Below are 24971 nucleotides of genomic sequence, written 5' to 3'. Positions count from 1 at the left end.
ACGTGATATGTGGAAGAATGCGATTGAAGATGCGATCCTTAAAGTTAAAAACAATATAGCTAAACACCCGAATAAACTGCCTCATATTATTGAAGGACAGCGTTATGAATGGGGTGAGAACGATGATTGGATCGAAGGCTTCTACATCGGTATGATGTGGCTTGCTTACGAATATAGCCATGAATCTTCTTATAAGGAAGCGGCAGAATCCTTCCTTGCCAACTTCAAAGACCGTGTAGAACGTCATGTTGCATTAGATCATCATGATATCGGGTTTCTTTATTCGTTATCCGCGGTAGCTCAGTGGCGCGTGACCGGGAGCCAAGAAGCTCGTGCCGTTGCACTGCAAGCAGCTGAGACGTTATATGACCGTTTCCGTCCAGCCATGGGAATCATTCAAGCATGGGGCAAAGAAGACGATCCAGAAAACGGCGGACGGATCATTATTGACTGTCTATTGAATCTTCCGTTGCTATTCTGGGCCTACGAACAGACGGGTGAGCGTAAGTACTACGATATCGCGTACCAGCATGCATTAAAAAGCCAAAAGTTTCTCGTTCGTGGTGACGGTTCTTCCTATCATACGTTCTACTTCGATCCAAAGACCGCACATGCTTTTCGTGGTGGAACACATCAAGGATATGAGGATGGGTCTACCTGGACACGTGGTCAATCTTGGGGAATCTACGGATTTGCTCTAGCATACCGCTATACGAAGGATGCTTCATTTCTGGAGACATCGAAACAAATGGCACATTACTTCATCCAACGTCTACCTGAAGATCATGTTGTGTACTGGGATTTCGATGTACCCCTTGAAGAAGCGACACCACGAGACAGTTCAGCTTCTGCGATTACCGCTTGCGGCTTGCTCGAATTGGTAGATCTTCTTGATGTAAATGATCCCGATCGCAACATATTCGAGAAAGCGATCCTGGATAGCATGGAATCTTTAGTTAACAAATATGCAACGACAGATATTGAGGATGCGGAAGGATTGTTGAAGCATGCTTCCTATCATGTCAGAGGCGATCGTGCTCCCGACGATTATATGATTTGGGGCGATTATTATTATCTCGAAGCGTTGATCCGCATACAGACAGGAATTAAAGGCTATTGGTACGAATAAACTATTAACCATTCACTATTAGGTACAATAAGTACATCTAAATTCAACCCAATCCCTCTGAAGCTAACTTTAGTTGCATGGAGTACATCTAAATTACTGGAAACTCCACTTTTCAGCGTGATCGCCATTTTTAACTGTCCTTTTTACAACTAATTCTCTCTTTCCCTACTTTTCCTGCTAATTAAATGTACTTTATGTATCTATTCTGGTCTCACCTTCACTACCTTCATCACGAAGCATTATGTGTAAGAAATCCCCCTCTGGGTGAGATGCCCTTGCTGAAAGAGTTCATCTGAAGAATGACAAAGAGCAGATCAAGGATAACCACCTTGACCTGCTCTCTCCCCATACGAACGGGCTCACTCTTCATAAAAAACTTAAGAGTCTTCACTCAAACTTAATTTTCTGGTCGAACATCCGTATCATTGTTCGGAGTCATGTCCGTATTTTTCTTCTTACCTTTTCCACGCAGAAATTTAAATAATCCACCGATAGCAACAACCGCTATAATCCCAAACTTCTTGAGTAACACGACAAGCATGGCAATTAAGCCTACCTTCTTCGCCACGACTAATCCAGCTCCACCCACAATGAGCCCGGTCAGGCCCATTTCAGCCAATTTATCAGTCGATTCATCGTATTCTGCGTAACCTTCGCCTGAAACTACTGAAAAGTTGGATAATACGATATTCTCAAATGACTTACGGTCCTCTGCCAAATGTTCAGGATCCGATACGAGAACAGCAGAGATATAACCTTCTCTCGTCAATATACGAACGTTGTAATTGATAATCGTCTCATTGTTGTTGTCATGAGCAAGAAGTGACCATTTCAAACTATGTAGATTGTCATCATAGGTCGGCGGAACGTCCCAACGATCCACGAATAAGTGGTTTGCTTCTTCTTTTTCCTTATTGGCTTCTTCCGTTCCGTCTTTATAACTTTGTAGCAATGCATCCGCGTCGATATCGTTCTTCTCGTCATCGGCAATATGACCAATATCATCATAATCGAAGAACACGGCCCATGTTTCATTCTCATCCATTGGAAATACAGATCCAATTTCCTTGTAACTTGGGACTCCACCGTAAGACAACTCATTTGCCACCGTATCATCTTTGTCTAGAAATATCAGATCTGGCTGTAATTTAAGTGTTGCTATCGTGCCAAGTTCCACTTCTTGTCCTGTGCCCTCTACCCAATTAATCTCCGTACTTTCACTTTCCGCATCAACTACACTTGTAACACTCATCATGACGCTTAATACCACGATGAAAGCCAATACCATGTTGAATCCTGTTCGGACTGTTGTTCTAAATCTTCCATCCCTACGATTTCCCACCAATAATCTCTCCTAGTTATTATTTACCAACAAAGAATAGATATCGGAGAGAACAACCTAATAATGAATAGATTTGGAAGAATTCCTCCTTAATACCTATGGGAAATAGGCTGGAGGAGGCGGTTCCCTTATTTTCTTGTAGAACAAAAAATCGAGGAAGTGTCCGCGAAACGCGGCACTTCCCCGATCTATTTATTACTTATTCATTGTTCATTGTTCATTGTTCAACAAGGCTAAAATTAAAGTAACCGCTTCTGCTCTTGTTGCACGATCCGTGGGAGCAAACTCATTCGTGTCTCTACCTTGAAGTAGTTTTGCTTTTACCGCTGCAGCTACATACGGTTTAGCCCATGCTGGGATCTTATCTGCATCTTCAAATGTGAAGTCTACATTTGAATCAAGTGGAAGATCAAGCGCTCTAACAATCATAACCGCAATTTCTACACGTGTAATATCCTGTGTAGGACGGAAAGTGTTATCGTTATAGCCATTGACAATCCCCGCATCTACAATCCCTGCTACGAAAGTTCTTGCCCATGCTGGAATTATATCAAGATCGGCAAAACTTACACTCTCTTTACCTTCTAATTTCAATGCGCGTCCCAACATCGTAGCAAACTCTGCACGCGTTACTTTAGCATTTGGACGGAACGTATTATCACTATAACCTTTAATAAATCCAAGCTTCACTGCTTGTTGAATTGCACTCGATGCCCAATGTCCGTTAACATCTGTAAGAGTCACATGAGGTGTCGAACCATTGTTATCACCTTCTGTTCCTGTGTTTCCAGGAGCAGTTACTTCTCCATCTTTACCTCCATCGGGACTCTTAATAGGATCTGAGCCACCATCAGTAGATCCACCACCACCCGGTGTTGTCATTTCTACTATAGTGCGTTGCGCTACATCCGGGCCATCTGTACTCCACTTACTGTTTCCATTACCAGCCTCTACTTTAAAAGCATACAAGGTATCAGAATTCAATCCGGTTACCTCGTAACTGTATACGGAGCCCGTTACTGTTCCCAGGGTCAACCCATCTTTGTAGACTTTATATTCTGTTACATCTGTTGTATTCACCGTTCCGGACCAGTTCAATGTTAATCTAGATGTTCCTACATTTGAAGCAGACAATAATCCATTACTCCACGTTGGCGTAGTCAGATCTGGTATTACAATTGATGTAAATAATGCCACCGCTGCGTTCAATGCAACGACTGCTGCATCTATTTCAGTTTGTGTTATTTCATCACTGCCCAGTATGACTCGCGCTTCGTCAATTGCAAGCTCCAATTGAATCTTTGCCCCTTCTGGATACTGACCAGCATCTGTACCTTCTACTGCATTATCATACACAGCTTGTGCCACCGAAATGGCGTTACTTAACTTTTCTGTGTTCACTGGTGCATCTGGATCTTTGTTCACTGATGCTTCGAATACCTCCACCGCTGCATTCAATGCAACGACCGCTGCATCTAATTCAGTTTGCGTTACCTTCAGTTTATTCAACACAGTTTGTGCAACAATGATCGCATCATTTAACACAGTCATCGAACCTTCTGGATATTGTCCAGGCTCTGTCCCTGCAACTGCCGCATCATATATGCTTTGAGCTAGTAAATTAGCGTTACGCAGCGATTCCTTATCCACAAAATTCACAGGAATCTTAATGGAGTCCACTGATTTCGTCATCAATTCATTTGTTTTAGAAAATTTAATATTATCAAATGCAAACGTACGTCCATTGGCACTATCCCATAAATACCCGAGTACGATTCGGTCAAAGTCTTTGATGACTGTCGTAGTATGGACAAGCACACCATCAATATACATCTTCAAATCTGTTCCCGATGTATAGTCCCATTTCAACTCATGCCACCCCTTACTTCGTTTCACAGAAGTAGGTATCCATGATGTTGATGCGCCACTTGCGCGCACAGAATAATTGTCTAACGAACCGTAAGTAACATTACCATCGTAAAGTATACCCAAACCTGCTAACAAACTGCTTCTACTATTACCAACATGTGCAACAACTCGCGTATTTCCATTCTTAGAAGCATCATCATACAACATCATAGTAACGACGCCCTGTTGACTCGCTCCAAATAATTTCTGAATTGCATTACTTCCATTACCAACTTCATATAACGCACTTTGTTTACCCTGATAGGATACTTTATCTGAAATCCTGCCCGTCGTAATGCTTATACCCGTTTCAGGTATAAAATCTCCCCAGCCTGATTCAAAACTTTCCGAGTACACAAGCTCTTTGTATTCTTGCACCTTAGCGCTGATTTCAATCTCCTTCACACCTGATAAATCACCAGTAGCCTCAAGCTTTCCAGTTGAAGAATCCACGCTAACATGCTTACTATCTGTTTCGTATTCTACTTTATAAAAAGGTGCATGACTCATCGCTATATTATCCTCAGTAACACCATCAATGCGTAACTCGATAGATGGATTTGCATCTGATAACTCTGTATCATCTGTAGCAACTTTATAAGTCACAATTGGAGATGGTTCATGAACAGTTACATGCGCCACTGCTTTCACAGTCGGATCCACTGTGCTTTCAGCAGTAATCGTCGTTACACCTTCGATCATAGGAGTAATAAATCCACTCATATTCACAGTTGCAACGGATGGGTCACTGCTGGACCATTTGACAGTACTAAACCAAGCTTCTTCAGGACCCACTGTTGCAATTAACTTAGTTCCCACATGTTTGGAATAGAGATCTAATGCCGTGCGATCAAGCGTAATTGTCTTCGGCATAATTTCCGGTGATTGATTGATCGGTGCATCGTTCGAATACTCATGCGCACCGATATCTACTTTCCCGTCTGTTAACGAATTATTGAAAAAATCTTTATCGGCAGTAGGCCATACCGAAGGTGTGATCGTGCTCATATCCAACCCTGCATCGATAGCCGGTGAACCTGGTAACAATTTATAGCCGTTCAATTTCTCCACATCAAACATTCCATTAGCCATATTGATAATATCATTTGGTTCTTCACCCGCTCTTGCAAATTGTGGGCTTTCAAACAAATTATCTGCTAACGAGATCCCTGTTAATACTGCATCTTGATATCCAGTACCTGGATAAAAAATATTATTCTTCACTTCACCGCCAGCAAATCGATCTTGACCAAGCGTTGTATTTGCCTTGGAGTAAAAAATATTATTATAGAATCTCAAATATTTTCCTGGATCGCTGATCAATTTTGTATTAATATTTGAATCCGTAAAAAATGTATTGTTATGGATAAGTGGGGCATCCCCCGCAGAGGTTGGTAAGTAATGAAATATATATCTTCCATCTCCATCATTCACACTCACATTATAACGGACTAATGAATTCTTCGACCCACCCATAAATAGAATGAATCCGCCTCGATTACTATGGCTGTAATTGTACTGATAGAGCGTTCCTTCGCAGAACATGTCAACGTCGAATGCTTGACCATCGTTATAGCCGTAGACGCCTCCGTATACTTCATTGTATTGCATAATCATATCCTTCACACCGATGACCCATAGGCCAGCATAGTTGACATTCCCTACATTTTTTGAAGAATGTTTAACGACCGTGTTGTATTCCATTCTGCCGTTCTTCCCTACGTTGCTCATGACAAATGCATCGCCCTGTGTATCTTCTACATAGTTGTTGTTGAATATAATGTCTTCAAATACTCTTGGAAAGTTCGCGTTAATATCGCCTTCTTTATATAATCCTGCATTTCTTATACCTTCAATATCAACATGCTTTACGATGTTTCCCTCGACGAGCACATCCGTGATATTACCAAGGATTAGAATTCCTCCACTACCAACTTTCCACCCCGTTGGGTTACCATCTACATCGTGAACATAGTTATTTTTGATAACAATCCCTTGATGTCGATTGGCTTCCCATTCCTGCACCGTGGTTGACGCTGTTCTTATGTTAATTCCTGCTCTTTGAGAGACAACGTTAGGATTTTTATTCGTCAACTCAAAATTGTGAAATTCCAAGTAACTTCCATCTACCACATCGATCGTAGCAGACATCGTTTTGTCTTTAACCCCAGTATAATTTTTAACGATGGCCGAGACTTCTGTTGTAGTCGTACCATTTCCGTTAATGATCGGTCTTACATCTGGATCTACACTGCCATATTTATCAAAAATAATCGGTGCTACTTTCGTACCCGATACTTCTCTTAGTTTTATAGAGCCGTTCCATACGTTTCCTGCCTTGAACAATATTTGATCACCGGGCTGAAAATGCTGATTGTTAACCTTCTCTAGTGTTGCCCATGACTTAGCCTCAGATTTACCATCATTATTATCGTCACCACCATTGCTAACATAGTACGTAGTGCCAGAGACTACTCGTGTTCCGATCTTCTCTGCACCCATATTTTCTGGGGCCGCGCTAACTTGCTGCACAGGTAGGGCTGGAATGATCATCATAGCGACAAGTGAAGCAGAAAGTATCATTGAAACAAACTTGAGTTTAATTGGCTGCTTTTTCAAAGTATTATCCCCCTGTTTTCATATTATAAAAAAGTGTTAAGTGAACGCTATTTTATTAAACACCTCCTCGTTCATTTGAACTTTAGCTTCACTTAAACGCTGGCTTACCTTTTGTTCAAGTTGACCTTGAACATGGATCTGAATAACTGCACTTTTAACATCATCGAACTTTTCAAAGCCTTTATCTTGTTTTTCAGAGATCCTGTACATAAATGATTCACTACTTATTTGATCTACCTCACTAAATTCTCCATCGTTCAATTCCAAGAATGTTTCATAAAGAAGCTGTGACAACGTATCATCCTTAGATACTTCATCTAGATCCAACGTCATTGACTCTACTCTTACAGATTGACCTATTAATTTTGCCGCCTCTTCTAAAGAAACATCATTTGAAACTGAGATATGTTGGATTTCCTCTAATGCCTCCTTCGAGCCACCAGATTCACTAATTAAAGATATTTTCTCGTAATCAAAGCTGTACCCTTTATGAAAGTAATCTAGCTTCATATCTTCATACATTTGTTGTACTGCGTCATCAGATAATGTATTTGAAGCTACTTTCGATAATTTATCAATTAATTTCTGATAGTTGATACTGTGCAAATATGAATAGTACTCCTGTGCGCCGTAATTCTTTGGACCGTAGATAGGCTCATTATTTTTAAGCTTGCGTTGTCGTTCATTATTTTCTGATTCCAAACTCTTCAAAAAAGATTTATACGAAATATCACTAACCACACCATTTTCTTTCATCATGATTTGCTCAATCTTTACCTTTAACAAATCATCCATAACCTGTTGTTTCGCATACTCTAACGGGTTCTCGCCGTTAAATGAAGAAGTCCAAAAGTCTTCACTATAGTCAATATCATAAGTTCGTTTGAAATAGCTTGCCGTTAGTGCCTTCTTGTTTTGTAAAAAGGCATTAAACTCCGAATCCGTCACTTCATAAGTGTCGATTGCAAATACAACCTCATCACTCGATTTTTGCGATGACATCCCCATCACTACACATGTACCGATAATAAATATAACAAGTAAGAAAAACATGCCAACAGCACGATTCCGAGTAAATACTTTTGGTTTCACGATGTACCTCCTCCTCATTTATGTAAGCACTTACATGAAATCATAGCCGTTGATTGCACGACCCCATTGACTGACTATGTACTATTATAAGTGGACCGTAAATGCCACATAATCGACAAATTTGACCGATACAACACTATTTTTACTTTTAAAATAACTTTTATTTCAATAAAAAAAACCTCTGGATTTCACGCATCCCTATCTAAGAGGTGTACGTGAGCCTTTGGTAATTCAATCAACTCGAAATAATTTTTCTGCGACCATTGCATCTATCATAATGCCTGTCGCTCCAATTGGATTGAGGCATCGGCCGCATGCGGCTTGTACCCTAACCTGTCTCTATCGAGTAGCGAATAGTTGTAAAGAGGTCCTTCGTACAATATTTCAAAAGCTGGATGACAAAGAAAGTCGTTAGGCGTCACTAATGCTGACGGTCGCTCCCATAGAGAAAGACCCGTATTCCGTAGTGTTTCTGCTACAAATTGAGAGCAAAAGTAAGCATTCTTCGCGTTTAGGTCGAGATCCATCAACACTCCCAATAACCCAACCAGGTTGTATCTATAGGCTTGCTGCTCATCCTGAAAAGATCGAACGATCCGAATCGCATCGGTATATTGCTGTTTCGACACCTGTAATCGGAGCAATGCACAGCGAGTATTAGGAAAGCGACTGAAGGTCCCCTCATACACATCCTCTTCGACAAACCCTGCAATCCAAGGATTATTGGGCTGCTTACGAGCGAAACTGAACACTTCATTTAGCTCAACATCCAGTGCCAGAGAAGCATGGTTATAAGGAGCGGCTGTAAAACGCTTAATCAACGATCCGAACAAGGTACCCGTGTCGGTCAGCAACACATATATGCTACTCTCCAAATGCTTGTCTTCTATATTTGCTATCATTATATCCACCTCATATGTAGTCATTCTTCACTATCCAGTGTAACAAAAGAATATCATAGGCATAACTGTCCGAGGTCTAGCTCGATACTGGACTTTAGTCTCGGGACAATGCAAAATCCCCCGTAATGATATGCTTATACGCATCATTACAGGGGCAGATATATTGATCTATTATATTCGAACTCGTACTTTAAGCTAGTATTTGCTCAACTCGCGTAAGCACCTCTTCAGATAAGATGATACCCGAGGCTTCCACATTCTGCACCACTTGCTCAGGACGGCTCGCCCCAACCAACGCGCTAGATACATTGTCCTGACGCAATATCCAGGCTAGTGCTAACTGCCCGACCTTTATATCTAGTTCATTCGCTATTAGCTCTAGCTGCTGAACTTTAGCAATGCGCACATCACTAATCTTATCCTCATTCCATCCAAGCTTAGCTGCGCGACTGTTCTCTGGGATGGTTCCTGAAGAGCTATACTTACCTGTCAATAAGCCTTGAGCTAATGGTGAGTACACGACTTGCCCGATACCTTTCTTCTCACCGAGAGGAATAATTTCTTTCTCGATCTCACGCTCAAACATATTGTAAAGGGGTTGATTAACAACGATACGATCTAGCAAATAACGGTCAGCTACAGCAAGTGCTGCTTCCATTTGCGCCGCCGTCCATTGACTCACCCCAACATAAAGTACTTTACCTTGACGTACCAAGTCATCTAGTGCACGTAAAGTTTCTTCTATCGGAGTCTCTGGATGAAAGCGGTGACAATAATAAATATCAACATAGTCCGTATCTAGACGCTTCAGACTCGCATGACATTGCTCCATGATATGTTTACGGGACAACCCTGAATCATTGGGTCCATCTCCCATGTTACCAAATACTTTTGTAGCCAATACATACGACTCCCGAGGATATGCCTTAAGTGTCGGACCTAACAACTGTTCCGCCGCTCCACGTTCATATACATTAGCCGTATCGAAAAAGTTGACCCCTGCATCATAGGCTGTCTGAATCGCCTTAACGGCATTCTCTTGCTCCACATACCCACCGTAAGTCAACCAACTGCCCAAACTGATCTCACTAACCTTTAATCCGCTTGCTCCAAGTCTCCGGTATTTCATGATCGTAATATCCTCCTCTAAACGTATGTTATGGTCGTTCTATTGTACAACCTTAATTGTAAACATTATGCATGTTCTTTGGAAGGTTAATTTAAAATTAAATAGGCCACCGACAACATGTCGGTGGCCTCATTTGAATTATTGAACTGAAGAATTCTTATTTCGCAAATTGAAATGTGCTTATCCGTAGCGCACCTGTGAATACGAGGTAAACATCTTGGTTACCTGATGTACCCACAACGTCACCATGGACCGTGGTCCAAGCCTGCCAATCTCCTGTATTACCTACAGTAGCAGTACCTACAAGAGTTCCCGTTGGGCTACCAAGACGAATCTCAATTGCCCCACCTTCACTGATGCTGGATACACGTGCTTCAAATTTAGAAACACCATCTCCACAATCGACATCTTTAAAGGCAATCCAATCACCATTCTCGATCTCCGAGATACATGTGCCGCCTTCTTTACTCTCGTCTAGGATGACACCATGGTAATCATCATAGTTCTCAGCTCTCGTTACCATATTTAGGTTACGTGCAGGAATGGTTTCACCATTTACGAGAACGTTTTCGATAAACTGAATATCAGCCGACGATTTACCAATCATGATGGAATATGTTCCAGTTTCTACACAGTATTTATCTCTTGTAACATCCCAGAATGCCAATTCTTTAACAGGAAGTGTGAAGCTTACAGTAGTCGTTGCACCAACTGCTAGATGAATACGGTTAAAGCCCTTCAATGTCTTGATTGGACGTTTCACACGAGATTCATTAGCACGGATATACAGCTGCACTACTTCATCACTTGCATATTTACCTGCGTTCTTCACATCCACAGTAACGGTTAGTTCACCATCGGCATCAATCTCAGAAGCACTCACCTTAAAGTTACTATATTCGAATGTGCTGTAAGTTAGGCCATGTCCGAATGGATACAACACTTCACCTTCAAAGTATTGATACGTACGATTACCTTTAATGATGTCATAATCCAGGAATTCAGCCAATTGATCTGCTGATTTGTACCAAGTCATGTTCGTACGACCTGCAGGAGCTACATCACCGAACAATGCATCCGCAATCGCATTACCGTGCTCTTGTCCACTATGTGATGTGTACACGATCGCTGGTATATTCTCATGAACCCAGTTCATCGTAAATGGATAGCTACCCACAACGACAACGATGACATTCTTATTCACTTTATAAACTTCTTCAACCATACGTTGCTGAAATTCAGGAAGTTCTAGGCTCGGTCTATCAATCGTTTCTTTACCATTCAATAGCGGATTGTTACCAACGAATACGATAGCTGTTTCTGCTTCCTTAGCTGCAGCAATCGCTTCTTCCAGACCGTTTACGATAACGTTTTTGTTAAATTGCTCATGAGTCCCAAATTCCTTGATTTCTTCGGATACTGCGATAGCACCATTACCGTTCTCTGGTACAGTAACTGTCTTACCATCCCAAGTCGTCAAAGCAACCGAACCATCTTCTTGCGGAATCACATGCAGATCTTCCTTCGTAAACCAACCATAGACTTCATCCGCTGAAGCTAACAACGTTTCTTCGTCTGTCGTAACATACTTGCCATTGCTATTGGATTTCAAGGTGAAGCTTCCGAATCCCCAATCCGTCAACGTAAATGTCTCTGCATCGCTAGCTTGTGCTTTATCTGCGATTAATGGTGCCTTCTCGTCTTCGCCAAGACCTACCCATTGATTGTTAGCAACGGAACTCAATCTAATCTGTTCATTTCCGTCCTTGAATACAACTTCTTTACCTTCCAACTTCTTCTGGATTGCTTCCAAAGGAGTTACGGAATAAGGAAATGTTCCTGAGTACCAGTCACGATATACGATACCGCCGAGTTGACCAATAACAGCGACTTTGTTCAACTTCTCTTTGTTCAATGGAAGAGTCTCATTATCATTCTTCAAAAGAACAACGGATTTCTGTGCTGCCTTCAATGATGTCTTCTTTGCATGTTCTGTCATCATCGATTCTTCACCAATGGAAGCATACGGTACAAGTTCTTCAGGATCGAACTCACCTAGACGGAAGCGAACGCGGAATGTGTTGAACAGTGCAAGGTCCAGATCATCCTCTGTCAACGTTCCCAACTCTAGCCCTTCTCGAATAGCAATCATTGATAGATCTGCTTCATCTGTAATGCTATCAATACCGGCTTTAATGGATTCCACAACACCTGGTGTATGAGAGTCGTAGTATTTATGGTCATTCATAATACCCATCACATCGCCCGCATCACTGACAACGAAACCATCCATGTTCCATTCATCCTTGACGATTTCATTCACATACGGATGAAGAAGTGCAGGGGTACCATTAATGGAGTTGTAAGCTGTCATCATCGATTGAGCTCCGCCCTCTACGAATGCCTGCTCAAAGGCTTTCAAGTAATACTCTCTCATATTGCGAGGATCGATACTGGAAGAACCTACGCCACGATCAATTTCATTATTGTTAGCCAAGAAGTGCTTCAGAGTTGCTACTGATTTAAGGTATACCGGATGGTCACCTTGAAGTCCTTTTACAAGTGCCGTTGCCAGCTCACCTGTCAATTCTGGGTCTTCACCATAAGCTTCTTCATTACGTCCCCAACGTGGATCACGTTCCATATCAACCGTTGGTGCCCAAAGGGTTAGGCCATTAACAGCAGGGTTACGCTTGTAGAATACACGTGCCTCGTCACTTAGAACTTCACCAACTTCTTTCATTAGTGCCGTGTCCCAAGTACATGCCAGACCTACAGGTTGCGGGAACATCGTTGCCTCTCCAAGCCATGACAATCCGTGTGCTACTTCCGTTCCATGCTTATATGCACCGATTCCAAGGCGGGAAACTTCTGGTTGATACTGCAACATCGATTCAATCTTCTCATCTAGCGTCAGACGAGATACCAGATCCTTAACTCTTGTGTCCAAGTCTGCTGTATGATCTTGGAAGGGGTACTTTTGCTCGTTATTCAATATGTTCTCTCCTTTACTTAAATCTTATTGTTAGTAATATAACTGGGAAGAAGTTCTCCACCTATTATCATATCGTATGGCATACCCTTAAGACAACGTGCCTGGTCAGATTCCACCTCCTCCAACCACCAATAGTTGTATAAAATACACTTAAATCCGGCCAAATTCCCGTAATGCTGATTTTAGTTACTTTAAGCATCTATTCGACAGTAAGAGGGAAGAAGCTTCGCTCGAATCTCCTCCAAAAAACTCAACCTTTTTTATATTTTAAAAAATAGTAGTAATTCACGAATATTAAGGCACACTAATTCCCAAACACTACATCATTTGGAGGAGCCTATTGTGAATAATTCAATATCATCTACACAACAATTACCTCAATATCCTGAGTCTCTATGGAGAAGTTCAACAGAACTGCCCACCTTTCCCCGACTGACTGAAAATATCACCGTGGATGTAGCCATTGTAGGAGCTGGGATTGCAGGCATCACCACGGCCTACTTATTATCTAAAGAAGGATTCAAGGTTGCTGTATTGGATGCTGGTCAAATATTACAAGGTACTACCGGTCATACCACCGCCAAGGTTACCGCTCAGCATGGTATGATTTATGATGAATTAATACAAAATCTAGGGGAAGCTCAGGCCTCCAAATACTATCAGGCCAACAATGACGCCCTACAATGGATTGCGCAAACCGTAAAGGAACACAACATACCCTGTGAATGGCAACAGCAGGATGCCTATTTGTATGCGGAGAGCAATCAGGCAGAGGCTAAGCTTATGAAAGAATTTAAAGCCTATGAGAAACTTGGTATTCCTGGTCAGTGGAAAGAGAGTGTCCCTGTCCCCCTTCATGTAAAAGGAGCCATTCAACTACCGGGGCAAGCCCAATTCCATCCTTTAGCTTATTTAAAGGCTCTAGTGGACGCCATAGTCAAAGCGGGTGGAGTTATTTATGAGAATACAACTGTGAGTAATAGGCTTGAAGGAGAACGGCCCTTTACCCTCACAACCCTTCATGGAGATCACCATATTACGTGTCAGCATCTCGTCTCCACCTCCCACTTCCCATTTAGTGATGGGGGCGGATTCTTCTTCTCACGTCTGCACGCGGAACGATCTTATGTCATCGCTATGAAACCACAGACACCTTTTGCAGAAGGGATGTATATCAGTGTCGATGAGCCTACGCGCTCTCTAAGAACCGCATCATGGAATGGAGAGCAGCTTGTGCTTGTCGGAGGAGAAAGCCATAAGACTGGACAGGGGATTTGCACCTACCGCCATTATGAAAATCTGGAGGAATTCGGAGCGAAATTGCTAGGGAATCAAGGAATCCCATTCCGTTGGTCTACGCAAGACTTGGTCACACTCGATAAAGTACCTTATATCGGTCAGATCACATCGAAGGATGAGGGCATTTACGTAGCGACTGGATTTGCCAAGTGGGGAATGACAACCAGTGCTGTGGCTGCAAGGATCATTACTGATCAAATTCAAGGAAGAGACAACCTCTATTCCGACCTCTTCTCCCCTTCACGCTTTAACGCTGATCCAAGTATTAAGAATTTCGTCGTTCAGAATGCCAATGTGGCCAAGGAAATGCTAACTGGCAAGTTAGGCATTGTCTATACTAAAGCAGACGAGCTTGAGAAAGATGAGGGTTCTGTCATCACGCATTATGGAAAAAGAGCGGGCGCCTACCGCGATCCTGAAGGCAATCTGCATCTCGTGGATACGACATGCACACATATGGGCTGCGAGGTAGAATGGAACGAGGGCGAACGCACTTGGGATTGTCCTTGTCATGGTTCTAGATTCGGCTATGATGGGAAGGTTATGGAAGGTCCGGCACAAGAAGCCCTCAAGAGGTTAGATTATGACAAAGTATAACGATGTCGAAGTTCATACTGCATTTACGAAGGTTTCCTCTATTTAGGTTCGAGAAACACAAATAGCCCACTCTCATTCAACAAATGGAGTGGGTCGTTTGTATTTCATATTAATCGACTATCTATAGATCTACGATCAGGGAAACAACCTTGCCTTCGTTCACATTAATCAACCCATAATCGGTGATTTTCAGTGCTGGACTAACTGCTAGGGAATGGGTGCTAATCGACATAATTGGATTGTAGTGCTTGTATCCAAGTCTCTCCATTTCCGTACGTAGATGCTTCACCTCTGATGCCACTTTTATAAGCGGCTCCTCCGTAAGGATGCCTCCAACTGGGAGATGAAGGAACGAACGGATCTCACCATTGTCCACGACACAGAATCCACCTTGATTACGGATCACCTCATTCGCTGCGATCATCATATCCTGTCGATTCCGTCCTACGACAAGTAAATTGTGATTATCGTGAGAGTATGTTGTCGCAATGGCTCCACGCTTGATGGTATCTCCACCAATGAGCCCATAGGCACGATTTCCGTTCTTACCGTATCGCTCGAATGTGGCAATAAGTCCGTGCGGGCTCTCTTCCCAGTTCAATAACTCATCCGTAACAGAGACCAACTCATGATGCTCTTCCGTAAAGGTTGAGCCGTCCTTGATCATCATCACGCGACAAGTATATTCCCCATCGGATACAGCTACAGGAACATCGAAGTCGTTCTCTCCAAGTACCGAAAGCTTCACACTATGATAGAAATGTTCTGGAAATTGACCCACTTGAACATTCTGAACGTATTCATCCTCGATAGAGAATACTTTATTCCCGTCTTTGTACACCTCGTCTATGACCATCTTGGACAGATCAGATAGTAACAGGAAATCCGCCGTCTTATTAGGCGCAATGCTCCCACGATCATACAACTTCATACGTTTCGCAGGCGTTAATGTCGCGGCATAAATGGCATCCTCTGGCTGCATTCCCATAGCGATTGCTTTTCGTACAAGATGATTGAGATGACCATGCTCCACAAAGGAGTCCGTCATCACATCATCCGTTATGAAGCAGAAATGCTCAGAAACATCATGATGAATAAGATAATCCATAATATCTTCTGTCATCGACTTCTCTTGAATCTCTATAAACATCCCTGCTTCAATACGGGCTGTCATGCCTTCAATACTCTGATGTGTATGATCTGAATCAATCCCTGCATAAATAAGCTGATGCAGATCTAGATCCAGTAGCTTGGGTGTATGTCCCTCGATCGTAAGATCAGGGTAATGAGTTCGAATATGTCTCAGAATCTGGTTCGTCTTACAATCCGGGTCACGAATGACATCTACGTAATTCATGATCTCCCCGAGACAAGCCATATTTCCTGTCTTCATTAATTCATCGATATCCTCTATTTCAATGGATCCACCCGTCGTCTCCATCGGAGTAGCTGGTACGGAGCTTGGAATGGCATAGAACATGTCCGCAACGCAGTTCTGACTTGCGGTCATCATCTCATGAACTCCCTCGACACCGAACACATTGGCCATCTCATGCGGTTCAGGAACAATCGTCGTGACACCATTCTGGATCAGACCGTAAGAGAATGTAGCTGGAGTTATCATCGTGCTCTCGATATGTAGATGGATATCTACAAGCCCTGGGATCATATATCTCCCACGTCCTTCAATGATCTCTGCTCCTACGAATGTTTCAACACCACGTTTACCAATGTATAGAAACTTTCCTGATTGAACAGCTACGTTCCCTCGCTCAAATTTCTTGAAGTAACTATTAAATACGTGTACATCTAAAATCAACACGTCTGCATGCATGATCAATCACCATCTCTCTTTCTTATTCCACCAATACCATCTTGTCTTTGGGGAAAATGAGGTTTATTCTTTGGCCACTGAGATAAGGTCGATCCATCTCCTTATTAACCGTGAACTCTCCGAATTCCGTTTCAACAACATACTGGTAGCTACGACCAAGGTAGGTGCTCACCTTAATCAGGCCCAGAATAGAGTTCTCCCTGTCCTCTCCATCCACCTCAAAGAGCATCAAGTCATCTGGGCGGAATGCACCCTTGAGTGCTTTAGGATTGTTTGTTCCCATGTGTTGTGAAGCCGAGAAGGTATGCCCCTTAAGCGTAAGATGAATTTCACCATTCTCACTATTCCTAGATTCAAAGAGTAAGAAGTTATTAAATCCAATAAACTTAGCGACAAACTCCGTTGTGGGATATTTAAAAATAGTTGATGGCTTATCCAGCTGCTCGATATTCCCTTTGTTCATAATGGCGACTTGATCCGAGATCGAGAAACATTCCTCTTGGTCATGTGATACATAGACCGTCGTAATACCAAGTTCCTGTTGGATTCGGCGAATTTCAACGCGCATATCTACACGCAAGTTGGCATCCAGGTTACTAAGCGGTTCATCGAACAATAACAAGTCCGGTTCAATCACCAAAGCTCTTGCAATCGCTACACGTTGTCTTTGTCCACCGGATAATTCTTCTGGGAAGCGCTTCTCAAAACCTATCATTCTTACGGTATCAAGAATGTGCAACACACGTTTCTTAATCTCATCATCTTTTACCTTGCGCAATCGCAAACCAAATGCCACGTTATCGTAAACGCAAAGGTGAGGAAACAGCGCATAGCTCTGAAATACAAATCCGAAATTACGCTTATTCACGGGAACTCGTGTATAATCCTTGCCCCCAAATAAGAATTTGCCGTCTTTGGCTTCCAGGAATCCTGCAATAAGACGCAGCGTAGTCGTTTTCCCGCAACCGCTCGGTCCGAGCAGTGATAACAGTTGTCCTTTTTCGATGTCGAGGCTAAAGTCTTTTAAGATCAACTGGTGATCGTAAGCAACCGATACACGGTCTAAAGTTAAGAGTGACATACACAGTGCCTCCATGTTCATTGGGCTAACGGCTTATTTCGTGAAATAAGCTAGTCCCATTATTTTTTCTATGGCAAACATAAGCACGCCCGTAATGACCATCAATAGCACGGAAATCGCAGCAATGGTCGGGTCGAAGTAATTTTCCACGTAAGTAAGCATTTGAATAGGCAGCGTACTTACGCCAGGCCCTGTCATAAATAGTGAAATATCTACATTGTTGAATGACTCCAGAAAGGCAATCAGTACACCGGCAATAATTCCTGATCGAATATTGGGTAGCACCACTTTGAAAAAAGTCTTTAATCTACCTGCACCAAGACTCATAGAAGCTTCCTCAATCGCAAAATCAAAATTAGATAGGCTTGAGGAAATCACCCGTATGATAAAAGGTAACATAATGACTGTATGTCCAATAAGTAGTCCAAGGTAAATGGGCAAATGATACAACACGATCAAATATTTCAGCATGGTAAATCCAAGCACAATTCCCGGAATTAATACGGGTGACAGAAATATAGCATTCAATAAATCTCTTCCTCGAAACTTAAACCGGCTTAAAGCATACGCCGCAGGCACTCCCAGCAGTAGAGATAAGATATTGCCAAGCAGAGAGACGATCATGGAAGTCTTGAATGTTTTAGGGAACATTTCAATATCAAAAATATTCCGATACCACCGAAGCGAAAAGGATTCTGGTGGGAATTTCAATACTGTACCCGGTTCAAAGGATGTGACCGATATGATCAGAAGCGGGCCCAGCAGAAAAACAAAGACACACAGACTGAATAGGCCAAGTCCAATACTTTTGTTCTGCATTTCTTTCTACCCCTTCGGATTTAATTTCTTAGCTACTTTGTTCATAAAGACTACAACCACAAAGGTGATCACAATCATGATTGTTGCTATGACGGAAGCTAAATACCAATCATTTAAGGTCATCGCATTCTGATATAGGAACGTCGCAATCACTCGCTGCTTACCCCCTAAAAGTGCTGGTGTAGTATACGCGGTAAGGCTACCTACAAACACCAAAATACTGCCGATAATTAGCCCCGGCATAGCTAAGGGAAACACGATTTTGCGGAAAGCTGTAAATCTAGATGCTCCGAGGCTCTGAGCTGCAGTCATTAAGTCATGATCAATATTCTCAAGAACACCCACTAAGGAAATAATCATCATGGGTAAGAATAAATGTATGAGACCAATCGTCATGGCTATCGGCGTGTACATGATCGACAACGGACTATCTATGATTCCTATCCACATCAGGAAATTGTTCAGGAGACCCTTTCGTCCGAGAATAATCATCCAACTAAAGGAGCGTACTACTGGACTTGTGAGCAATGGGAAAATCGCTAGTGCAAGTAGAATACCCTTCTTGCGTGGCGCTTTTTTCGAAATGTAATATGCCACTGGAAAGCCAAGTACAATACTTACCATTGTACATACGACACTGACCTGAAGTGTGGTTAGCATGATTTTGAGGAAGTACGGATCTTTAAAAAAATGTACATATCCATTTATCGTAAAACTTCCTTGTTGAAAAAAAGTAGACCCAATCGTAAGAATGATCGGGATAATCATGAACACCATCAAAAAGAGTAGGCCCGGTAGCAGCAGCCAATATAAATAGGTTTTTTTCATGTATTTAGCTCCTGTTCCGACGAGACGTTATCTGTTTAAGGTATCAATAAATAATTTCAAGAATGCCTCACTATCTACATCGACACAAACATTCATATTAGATGGCTTAGCCCAACGATCCTGAAAGTCGCAAACGGTCTGCCCGTCACATAATTGGCTACTCGTCTCGATATCCACGTGATAAGCCTTCGTCGTGACTAATTCCCTATCAAGAACGATGCCTACAGCAAGTGGATCATGGAGAGCACAGGCTCGAATACCATCGTTACGTCTTGCATGTCGATCCATGTAATCATTCATGCTTTGCGCCACATACGCTTTGATCTTAGGATCGGTCAGTTCCGAAATATGATCATCCCTAAGAAGTGCCTTACGCGTGACATCTAAGCCAACCATCGTCAGTTTCTTAAATCCAGCATGGAACACCTCTCGCGCAGCCTCTGGATCAACATACATGTTATACTCCGCCATAGGTGTAATATTGCCCATACCTTGAACCACACCGCCCATGAACACAACTTCATCCACAAGTTCTGGAAGCTCCGCACATTTACGCAGAGCCAGAGCCAGATTCGTGAGCGGTCCTGTCATAATCAGTGTGACTAAGCCAGGATACTGCTTCACAGTACGAATGATGAAATCAGGCGCGAAGCCTTCGTCTGGCTTTTTAGATGGCGTCATATCCTTGAGCGCCCCACCTAATCCGTCCACACCATGAACATCATGCTCAAACTTAGGATCGCGTACAAGGGGGCGGTCTGCCCCTTGTATAACAGGAATATCCGTAGCATCAATGAATTCTAGAATTTTGCATGTATTATTCGTGGCCTTTTGGAGAGAGACATTACCGTTAACTGTCGTAATTCCTTCAATATTAACGATTCCGCTCTTCACTGCAAGCATAATACCAAGGGCATCATCAATACCTGTATCTACATCAAGAATGATTTGTCGCATCCTAATTATCGTCCCCTATCTAGATTATTGAGCTAATTCACGATTCCAGCGGTCAGTCCATGTTTTAATATTGTCATTAACGAATTTCATATCTAGCTTCAACAGATTATTAACAACGTCTGCACCATAGGTAACTCCATCTGCTTCTTCTGCGTTCAGAACTACTTCCGTGTTTACAGGGGAATCCACTTTGGCTTTCGCAGACTTCTCTTGAACTTCCTTGCTAAGGTGCCAGTTAATGAATTGTTCTGCTAGCTCTTTATTCTTACTTCCTTTAACAATGTTCACTGTATTCATAACCGCATAAGCGCCTTCCTTAGGTGAGACGAACACAGCATTAGGGATTGCAGCCTTCAAATCTTTCATATACATTTCCATAATCGGTCCACCCGCGATCTCTTCTTGTGAGAACATATTGACGAACTCAGAGGTCTGACCATAATATTTCACAATTCCCGGGTTCAACTCTTTGAGCTTCGCAAAGGCTGCATCTTCATTAAATTGTTCATTTCCCGCTACCGTCGATGCCACACTTACAAACATAGGACCTGCAGTGGTTGTAATATTCGGCGTGGTGACATTGTTCTTGAATTCATCACTCCACAAATCGCCCCATGAAGTAACGGATTGTTTGATCAAATCAGGGTTATAGGCAATCCCAAGACGACCGATCGTAAATGCCGGGCCATACTCTTCACCCAGTGGTGCTTTGGCTATATCATAGACTTGCTCTACATTTGGAATTTTGCTGTGATCCATCTGCTCGAATAACCCTTCATTTATTGCTTGTTGTGCATAATAATCCGATAAATAGACGACGTCTACATTACCGCTTCCCTGACGAATTTTGTTCAGTCTCTCTGCATTATTCCCTATTTCCGTTACGATCTTAACATTATGTTCTTTCTCAAAAGGTGCATACACTTCTTTATTAAAGAAGTCTTCAGAAAATCCCCAAGTAGAGATAACTAATTGTGTTGGCTTTCCTTCGGCTTGCTCTTGCCCTGCGGCCGAGTCATTGTTCTGCCCATTTCCACAACCCACTAGCAATATCCCTGCCATCGTTAAAGAAAGTAGTGATCCCATGATTTTTTTCATTTTTATTTCCCCCATTTAGTGTATTTAATTCATTAATTAGTTACCATTCTCTATTTTTCACATAAAAAAAGAAAAGCATTCTTGTTAGACAAGAACACTTTTCTTTGTAAACAAAGTAAAGTGACACCCGTAATTCATTTCAACGGTCTTCTCCTCAGATAGATCCGAAGAAAAAATCCTAGTTATCATATAATTACTTACTCATGTAATATAACGTTAGTAACTGCCCATTGTGTCGTAGCATCATAATCACGAAGCACAACTTCAATAGAACATCCTAATTCCTCTTCTAACTTCTCACGAAATCTCTTCTTATATAAGAGCGACATTCGAAAGTCTACTTCTAGCTTCAAGCCAGGAGCTTCACCTTCCAATGCAGCGGATCTCGGAGAACGACGATGCTTCGCATAAAGAGTCACATGATTTCCCTCTATAGATATCCTTAGCAATGTGGTACCAAATCCGAATAGTTCCTTTGAAATCTCATTATAGATCTGAGATACTCTCTTCTTGCCCTCGTTACTATCTAAGATTGTCATTTGACCACCTTCGTAAGATGTATTAACAAGGTTATTATACATAAACTTAATTAGACAGGCAAGGAAAATCCCATAAATGTATCTGATTTGGCACTAAAACACGAACTATAAGCTTATTTTGTAAATTATTATTCGGTTTTATATAACTTTATCATGGTTATCCATGTTGTTTATAATTTACATACCCGCTCAATTTCGCGTATGATAACCCGTTTAGCAGGTTATTCTAAATGTGTTACAGCAATAAAAGGTTAAAGAAGGAGGGAATCCAGTTGGAACATCAAACTGAAGATCAAGTCCGAAATAAGGAAAACAAAGACGGAGATTCTCTTGCGGAAAGAAAGAAAATGGAGAATGGCGTAGATATTGAACCGCAAGCAGATGATTGGGTCGCCAAACCTGTAGCCTATAGCGAAACCGAATCGAAGAAGAACTAAGAAGTAACTTTACAAAGAGAAACGGCTGTGTCGTCCTTGTCTAAGGATGGCACAGCCGTTTCTCTGAACAAACTACCGTGAGCTTGAAATAACTTTTACAATTCCAATGACGTATTGTTTATTGACCGCGCTCTTCTTGATGCTCCATCTCCGTGTACTTCCCAGGCCAGAAGGCAAATCGTCCACATAGTGAAGTGATTGCCGGAACTACAAATGGGCGCACAATGAACGTATCTAGAAGGACCCCTATTGCTGTAACGATCCCAAACTGCACTAATGCTTGTATAGGTAAGGATGCTAATACAGCAAATGTACCTGCTAGAATGATACCTGCAGAAGTAATAACAGAACTGGTCTCGCCTACCCCTTCTTTAATCGCTTGCTTCAGAGGCATATGTCTGCTCTTCTTCCAAATGCTCGAAATCATAAAGATATTATAATCCTCCCCAAGAGCTACTAGAAATACAAAGGAGTAAAGGGGGATTGCCCCTTGGATGGCATCCGCGCCGAGACCATAGTGAATAATAATCCAACCTAAGCCTAACGCTGAGAAATAGGACAGAATGACCGTTCCCACCAAATAGATGGTTGCTACAATAGAGCGCAAGTAGACCAATAGTAATAAGCTGATCAGACCAATAACGACAGGTATGACCACTCGTGTATCTCGGTCAGTCACTTCTTTCGTGTCGTACTGTGTAGCAGTCTGTCCGCTAATCCACACTTGATCTACAGGAGCATCAATACCTGAATCCTTCAGAGCTTGCTCTGCTACTATACGTAAATCTGGCATGTGATTCATAGCTTCCGTGGAGTATGGATTCATATTCAACTCCACATTATATCCAACGATATTGGGATTCTGCGCTCCCCGTTCTGATTCAGATACCACAGCTACGTATGGAAGTGCAGCTAACTTTTCACCAAGGGTATCTTCCTTCCCCTCCGTATCCACCATGATCTTCACTGGAGCTAGCTCACCTGGTGTGAACTTTTCACCTATTAAATCAAAGCCTTCTCTTGAAGCCATATCTTTCGGAAAAGTAGACATAAGATCATACGTCGTTCTCACTTGCGTTGAGAAGGTCGCCAAGCCTCCTAGCAGTACAACGGTAACGATCACAACCGTCCAAGGCTTGCTGACAACCAGCCGACCTATTCGGCTATCATGATCAGGCTTACGGATAGGTATTGGTTTGCCTTTCTTGTGAGCACGTTCTACCTCCATTTCCGGTGTACGTGGAATGAATGGATAAAATGAGGTTCGTCCTAAGATAGCAAGTAATGCAGGTACTAACGTTAGACTCGCTATGCCCATAATTAGAATAGAGACGCTAAATGGTACAGCGAAGCGGTGATAAGCACCATACTCAGCTAAAAGAAGAGCGAATAAGGCAAGAACGACCGTAAACCCACTCATAGCAATGGCCCCAGAAGAATCCGTGATAGATTTCAACAGTGCCTTTCCCTTGCTCTCTTCATGCTTAAGCACTTGACGGAAGCGTGAGATAAGGAACAGACAATAATCGGTTCCAGCACCGAATAACAATACGGTCATAATGGATATCGCTTGTGAATCCACAACAATCCAGCCTTTTTGTGACATAAATCCAAGGATAGGACTAGTCAGACCGTAAGCAAACCCAACAGCAACCAATGGAATCAGTGCAAGAATAGGCGAACGATAAATAAACAGCAGGAAGAATAGCACTAGAATAACCGTCCCCAACATGAGCTTAAAGTCCGCGTTCTTGAATAGTCCCGATGCATCAATTGAAATACCGACAGGACCGGTAACCCGAGCGCTTAGTTGACTTCCGTCATCTTGACCTACAGCGAATGGATCACTTCCTATTTCATCCGTTGCCTGTGACTTGAGCTGTTCCACGCCTTCTTTTAATTGGTCACTTTCCATCCCTTTGCTGAACAAAACCGGTGTCACTAGGGTGCTCTGATCTTCTGAAAGAAGTGTCTTCAATGCAGGCAGAGGCATCTTATCAAAGGGCGGAACACTATCTTGATAGGGTAATGGGTTGGTTCCCCACAACGCATATAAATGTTGTACATTTACGATGTCCTCGTCTGTCATGCCTCCTTCACGATGCCACACGAGAAGAGCTGGTATCCCTGATCCGCCTGGGAATTCCCGATTTGCTATTTGCTCCGCTTGAACAGATGCGACATGTTCCTTCAAATTGGGGGAGTTGTTAATCTCCTCGCTACCGACACTAGGCCATGCAATGGTAAGTACAACTACGACCATAATCCAGACCAAGAGCGTAACCCACTTACTTCGTTTGCCGGCAACCCATCTACCGTATCCTAAATGCTGTTTCATTAACCATCCTCCTTGAACCATTTTTTCA

General features: G+C 42.4%; 18 protein-coding genes. 3 read left to right on the top strand and 15 right to left on the bottom strand.

The genetic code is table 11. The features are described from left to right. The first annotated feature begins 7 nt into the window (after positions 1 to 7). On the top strand, positions 8 to 1129 hold the full coding sequence (locus tag ACP8HI_RS24680; RefSeq protein ID WP_438348749.1) for a glycoside hydrolase family 88 protein: 1122 nt from the start codon (positions 8 to 10) through the stop codon (positions 1127 to 1129). Here ACP8HI_RS24680 and ACP8HI_RS24675 read toward each other — a convergent pair. From ACP8HI_RS24675 to ACP8HI_RS24645, 7 genes are all read right to left on the bottom strand, one after another. Then, complete coding sequence (locus ACP8HI_RS24675) at positions 1114 to 1257, bottom strand: hypothetical protein (protein WP_438348748.1); 144 nt, start codon at positions 1255 to 1257, stop codon at positions 1114 to 1116. The two genes, ACP8HI_RS24680 and ACP8HI_RS24675, sit on opposite strands and share 16 nt — an antisense overlap. A gap of 269 nt (positions 1258 to 1526) precedes the next feature. Further along, a complete protein-coding gene (locus ACP8HI_RS24670; RefSeq protein ID WP_438348747.1) occupies positions 1527 to 2471 on the bottom strand; it encodes a DUF2167 domain-containing protein in 945 nt (314 codons plus the stop codon). 210 nt (positions 2472 to 2681) lie between these two features. Next, entirely contained in the window at positions 2682 to 6998 is a 4317-nt protein-coding gene (locus tag ACP8HI_RS24665) for an S-layer homology domain-containing protein (RefSeq protein WP_438348746.1), read from the bottom strand. Between the two features lie 36 nt (positions 6999 to 7034). After that, positions 7035 to 8090 carry a hypothetical protein gene (locus tag ACP8HI_RS24660; protein ID WP_438348745.1) on the bottom strand — a complete coding sequence of 352 codons (1056 nt, stop codon included), beginning with the start codon at positions 8088 to 8090 and terminating at the stop codon, positions 7035 to 7037. A gap of 272 nt (positions 8091 to 8362) precedes the next feature. Beyond that, positions 8363 to 8992 (bottom strand): hypothetical protein, encoded by a 630-nt coding sequence (locus tag ACP8HI_RS24655; RefSeq protein WP_438348744.1) that lies wholly within the window; start codon positions 8990 to 8992, stop codon positions 8363 to 8365. Positions 8993 to 9182: 190 nt separating this feature from the next. Beyond that, positions 9183 to 10121, bottom strand: a complete 939-nt coding sequence (locus ACP8HI_RS24650) for an aldo/keto reductase family protein (RefSeq protein ID WP_438348743.1) — start codon at positions 10119 to 10121, stop codon at positions 9183 to 9185. A 157-nt stretch (positions 10122 to 10278) separates the two neighbouring features. Next, positions 10279 to 13119, bottom strand: a complete 2841-nt coding sequence (locus tag ACP8HI_RS24645) for a glycoside hydrolase family 3 C-terminal domain-containing protein (RefSeq protein ID WP_438351979.1) — start codon at positions 13117 to 13119, stop codon at positions 10279 to 10281. 339 nt (positions 13120 to 13458) lie between these two features. Here ACP8HI_RS24645 and ACP8HI_RS24640 point away from each other — a divergent pair, with 339 nt between their 5' ends. Further along, a complete protein-coding gene (locus ACP8HI_RS24640; protein WP_438348742.1) occupies positions 13459 to 15012 on the top strand; it encodes an FAD-dependent oxidoreductase in 1554 nt (517 codons plus the stop codon). Positions 15013 to 15133: 121 nt separating this feature from the next. Here ACP8HI_RS24640 and ACP8HI_RS24635 read toward each other — a convergent pair whose 3' ends face one another. The 7 genes from ACP8HI_RS24635 to ACP8HI_RS24605 form a co-directional block, all read right to left on the bottom strand. Beyond that, positions 15134 to 16846: an adenine deaminase C-terminal domain-containing protein gene (locus ACP8HI_RS24635; RefSeq protein WP_438348741.1), complete on the bottom strand. Its 1713-nt coding sequence runs from the start codon at positions 16844 to 16846 to the stop codon at positions 15134 to 15136. A 22-nt stretch (positions 16847 to 16868) separates the two neighbouring features. After that, positions 16869 to 17927: an ABC transporter ATP-binding protein gene (locus tag ACP8HI_RS24630; RefSeq protein WP_438348740.1), complete on the bottom strand. Its 1059-nt coding sequence runs from the start codon at positions 17925 to 17927 to the stop codon at positions 16869 to 16871. Positions 17928 to 17960: 33 nt separating this feature from the next. Then, positions 17961 to 18746 (bottom strand): ABC transporter permease, encoded by a 786-nt coding sequence (locus ACP8HI_RS24625; RefSeq protein WP_438348739.1) that lies wholly within the window; start codon positions 18744 to 18746, stop codon positions 17961 to 17963. 6 nt (positions 18747 to 18752) lie between these two features. Next, entirely contained in the window at positions 18753 to 19574 is an 822-nt protein-coding gene (locus ACP8HI_RS24620) for an ABC transporter permease (RefSeq protein ID WP_438348738.1), read from the bottom strand. A 27-nt stretch (positions 19575 to 19601) separates the two neighbouring features. Further along, a complete protein-coding gene (locus ACP8HI_RS24615) occupies positions 19602 to 20531 on the bottom strand; it encodes a nucleoside hydrolase (RefSeq protein WP_438348737.1) in 930 nt (309 codons plus the stop codon). 24 nt (positions 20532 to 20555) lie between these two features. Beyond that, the gene (locus ACP8HI_RS24610) at positions 20556 to 21629 is read right to left on the bottom strand and encodes an ABC transporter substrate-binding protein (RefSeq protein ID WP_438348736.1); all 1074 of its coding nucleotides are present in this window, start codon (positions 21627 to 21629) and stop codon (positions 20556 to 20558) included. Positions 21630 to 21826: 197 nt separating this feature from the next. Continuing rightward, on the bottom strand, positions 21827 to 22168 hold the full coding sequence (locus ACP8HI_RS24605) for a DUF2294 domain-containing protein (protein WP_438348735.1): 342 nt from the start codon (positions 22166 to 22168) through the stop codon (positions 21827 to 21829). Positions 22169 to 22398: 230 nt separating this feature from the next. Here ACP8HI_RS24605 and ACP8HI_RS24600 point away from each other — a divergent pair, with 230 nt between their 5' ends. Further along, on the top strand, positions 22399 to 22605 hold the full coding sequence (locus ACP8HI_RS24600) for a hypothetical protein (RefSeq protein WP_438348734.1): 207 nt from the start codon (positions 22399 to 22401) through the stop codon (positions 22603 to 22605). Between the two features lie 118 nt (positions 22606 to 22723). Here ACP8HI_RS24600 and ACP8HI_RS24595 read toward each other — a convergent pair whose 3' ends face one another. Further along, complete coding sequence (locus tag ACP8HI_RS24595; RefSeq protein ID WP_438348733.1) at positions 22724 to 24943, bottom strand: MMPL family transporter; 2220 nt, start codon at positions 24941 to 24943, stop codon at positions 22724 to 22726. Positions 24944 to 24971: the final 28 nt, after the last annotated feature.

Source organism: Paenibacillus sp. FA6 (assembly GCF_051550225.1).
GTDB lineage: Bacteria > Bacillota > Bacilli > Paenibacillales > Paenibacillaceae > Paenibacillus_AQ.
Note: the sequence above shows the minus strand (reverse complement) of the source record. Positions and strands in the feature narration are given on the sequence as shown.

Coding starts and splice junctions, on each gene's coding strand:
- ACP8HI_RS24630 (WP_438348740.1), bottom strand. CDS start 17,927: ATGTCACTCTTAACTTTAGACCGTGTATCGGTTGCTTACGATCACCAG.
- ACP8HI_RS24650 (WP_438348743.1), bottom strand. CDS start 10,121: ATGAAATACCGGAGACTTGGAGCAAGCGGATTAAAGGTTAGTGAGATC.
- ACP8HI_RS24675 (WP_438348748.1), bottom strand. CDS start 1,257: ATGGCGATCACGCTGAAAAGTGGAGTTTCCAGTAATTTAGATGTACTC.
- ACP8HI_RS24620 (WP_438348738.1), bottom strand. CDS start 19,574: ATGAAAAAAACCTATTTATATTGGCTGCTGCTACCGGGCCTACTCTTT.
- ACP8HI_RS24605 (WP_438348735.1), bottom strand. CDS start 22,168: ATGACAATCTTAGATAGTAACGAGGGCAAGAAGAGAGTATCTCAGATC.
- ACP8HI_RS24595 (WP_438348733.1), bottom strand. CDS start 24,943: ATGAAACAGCATTTAGGATACGGTAGATGGGTTGCCGGCAAACGAAGT.
- ACP8HI_RS24615 (WP_438348737.1), bottom strand. CDS start 20,531: ATGCGACAAATCATTCTTGATGTAGATACAGGTATTGATGATGCCCTT.
- ACP8HI_RS24610 (WP_438348736.1), bottom strand. CDS start 21,629: ATGAAAAAAATCATGGGATCACTACTTTCTTTAACGATGGCAGGGATA.
- ACP8HI_RS24625 (WP_438348739.1), bottom strand. CDS start 18,746: ATGCAGAACAAAAGTATTGGACTTGGCCTATTCAGTCTGTGTGTCTTT.
- ACP8HI_RS24655 (WP_438348744.1), bottom strand. CDS start 8,992: ATGATAGCAAATATAGAAGACAAGCATTTGGAGAGTAGCATATATGTG.
- ACP8HI_RS24600 (WP_438348734.1), top strand. CDS start 22,399: ATGTGTTACAGCAATAAAAGGTTAAAGAAGGAGGGAATCCAGTTGGAA.
- ACP8HI_RS24680 (WP_438348749.1), top strand. CDS start 8: ATGTGGAAGAATGCGATTGAAGATGCGATCCTTAAAGTTAAAAACAAT.
- ACP8HI_RS24635 (WP_438348741.1), bottom strand. CDS start 16,846: ATGCATGCAGACGTGTTGATTTTAGATGTACACGTATTTAATAGTTAC.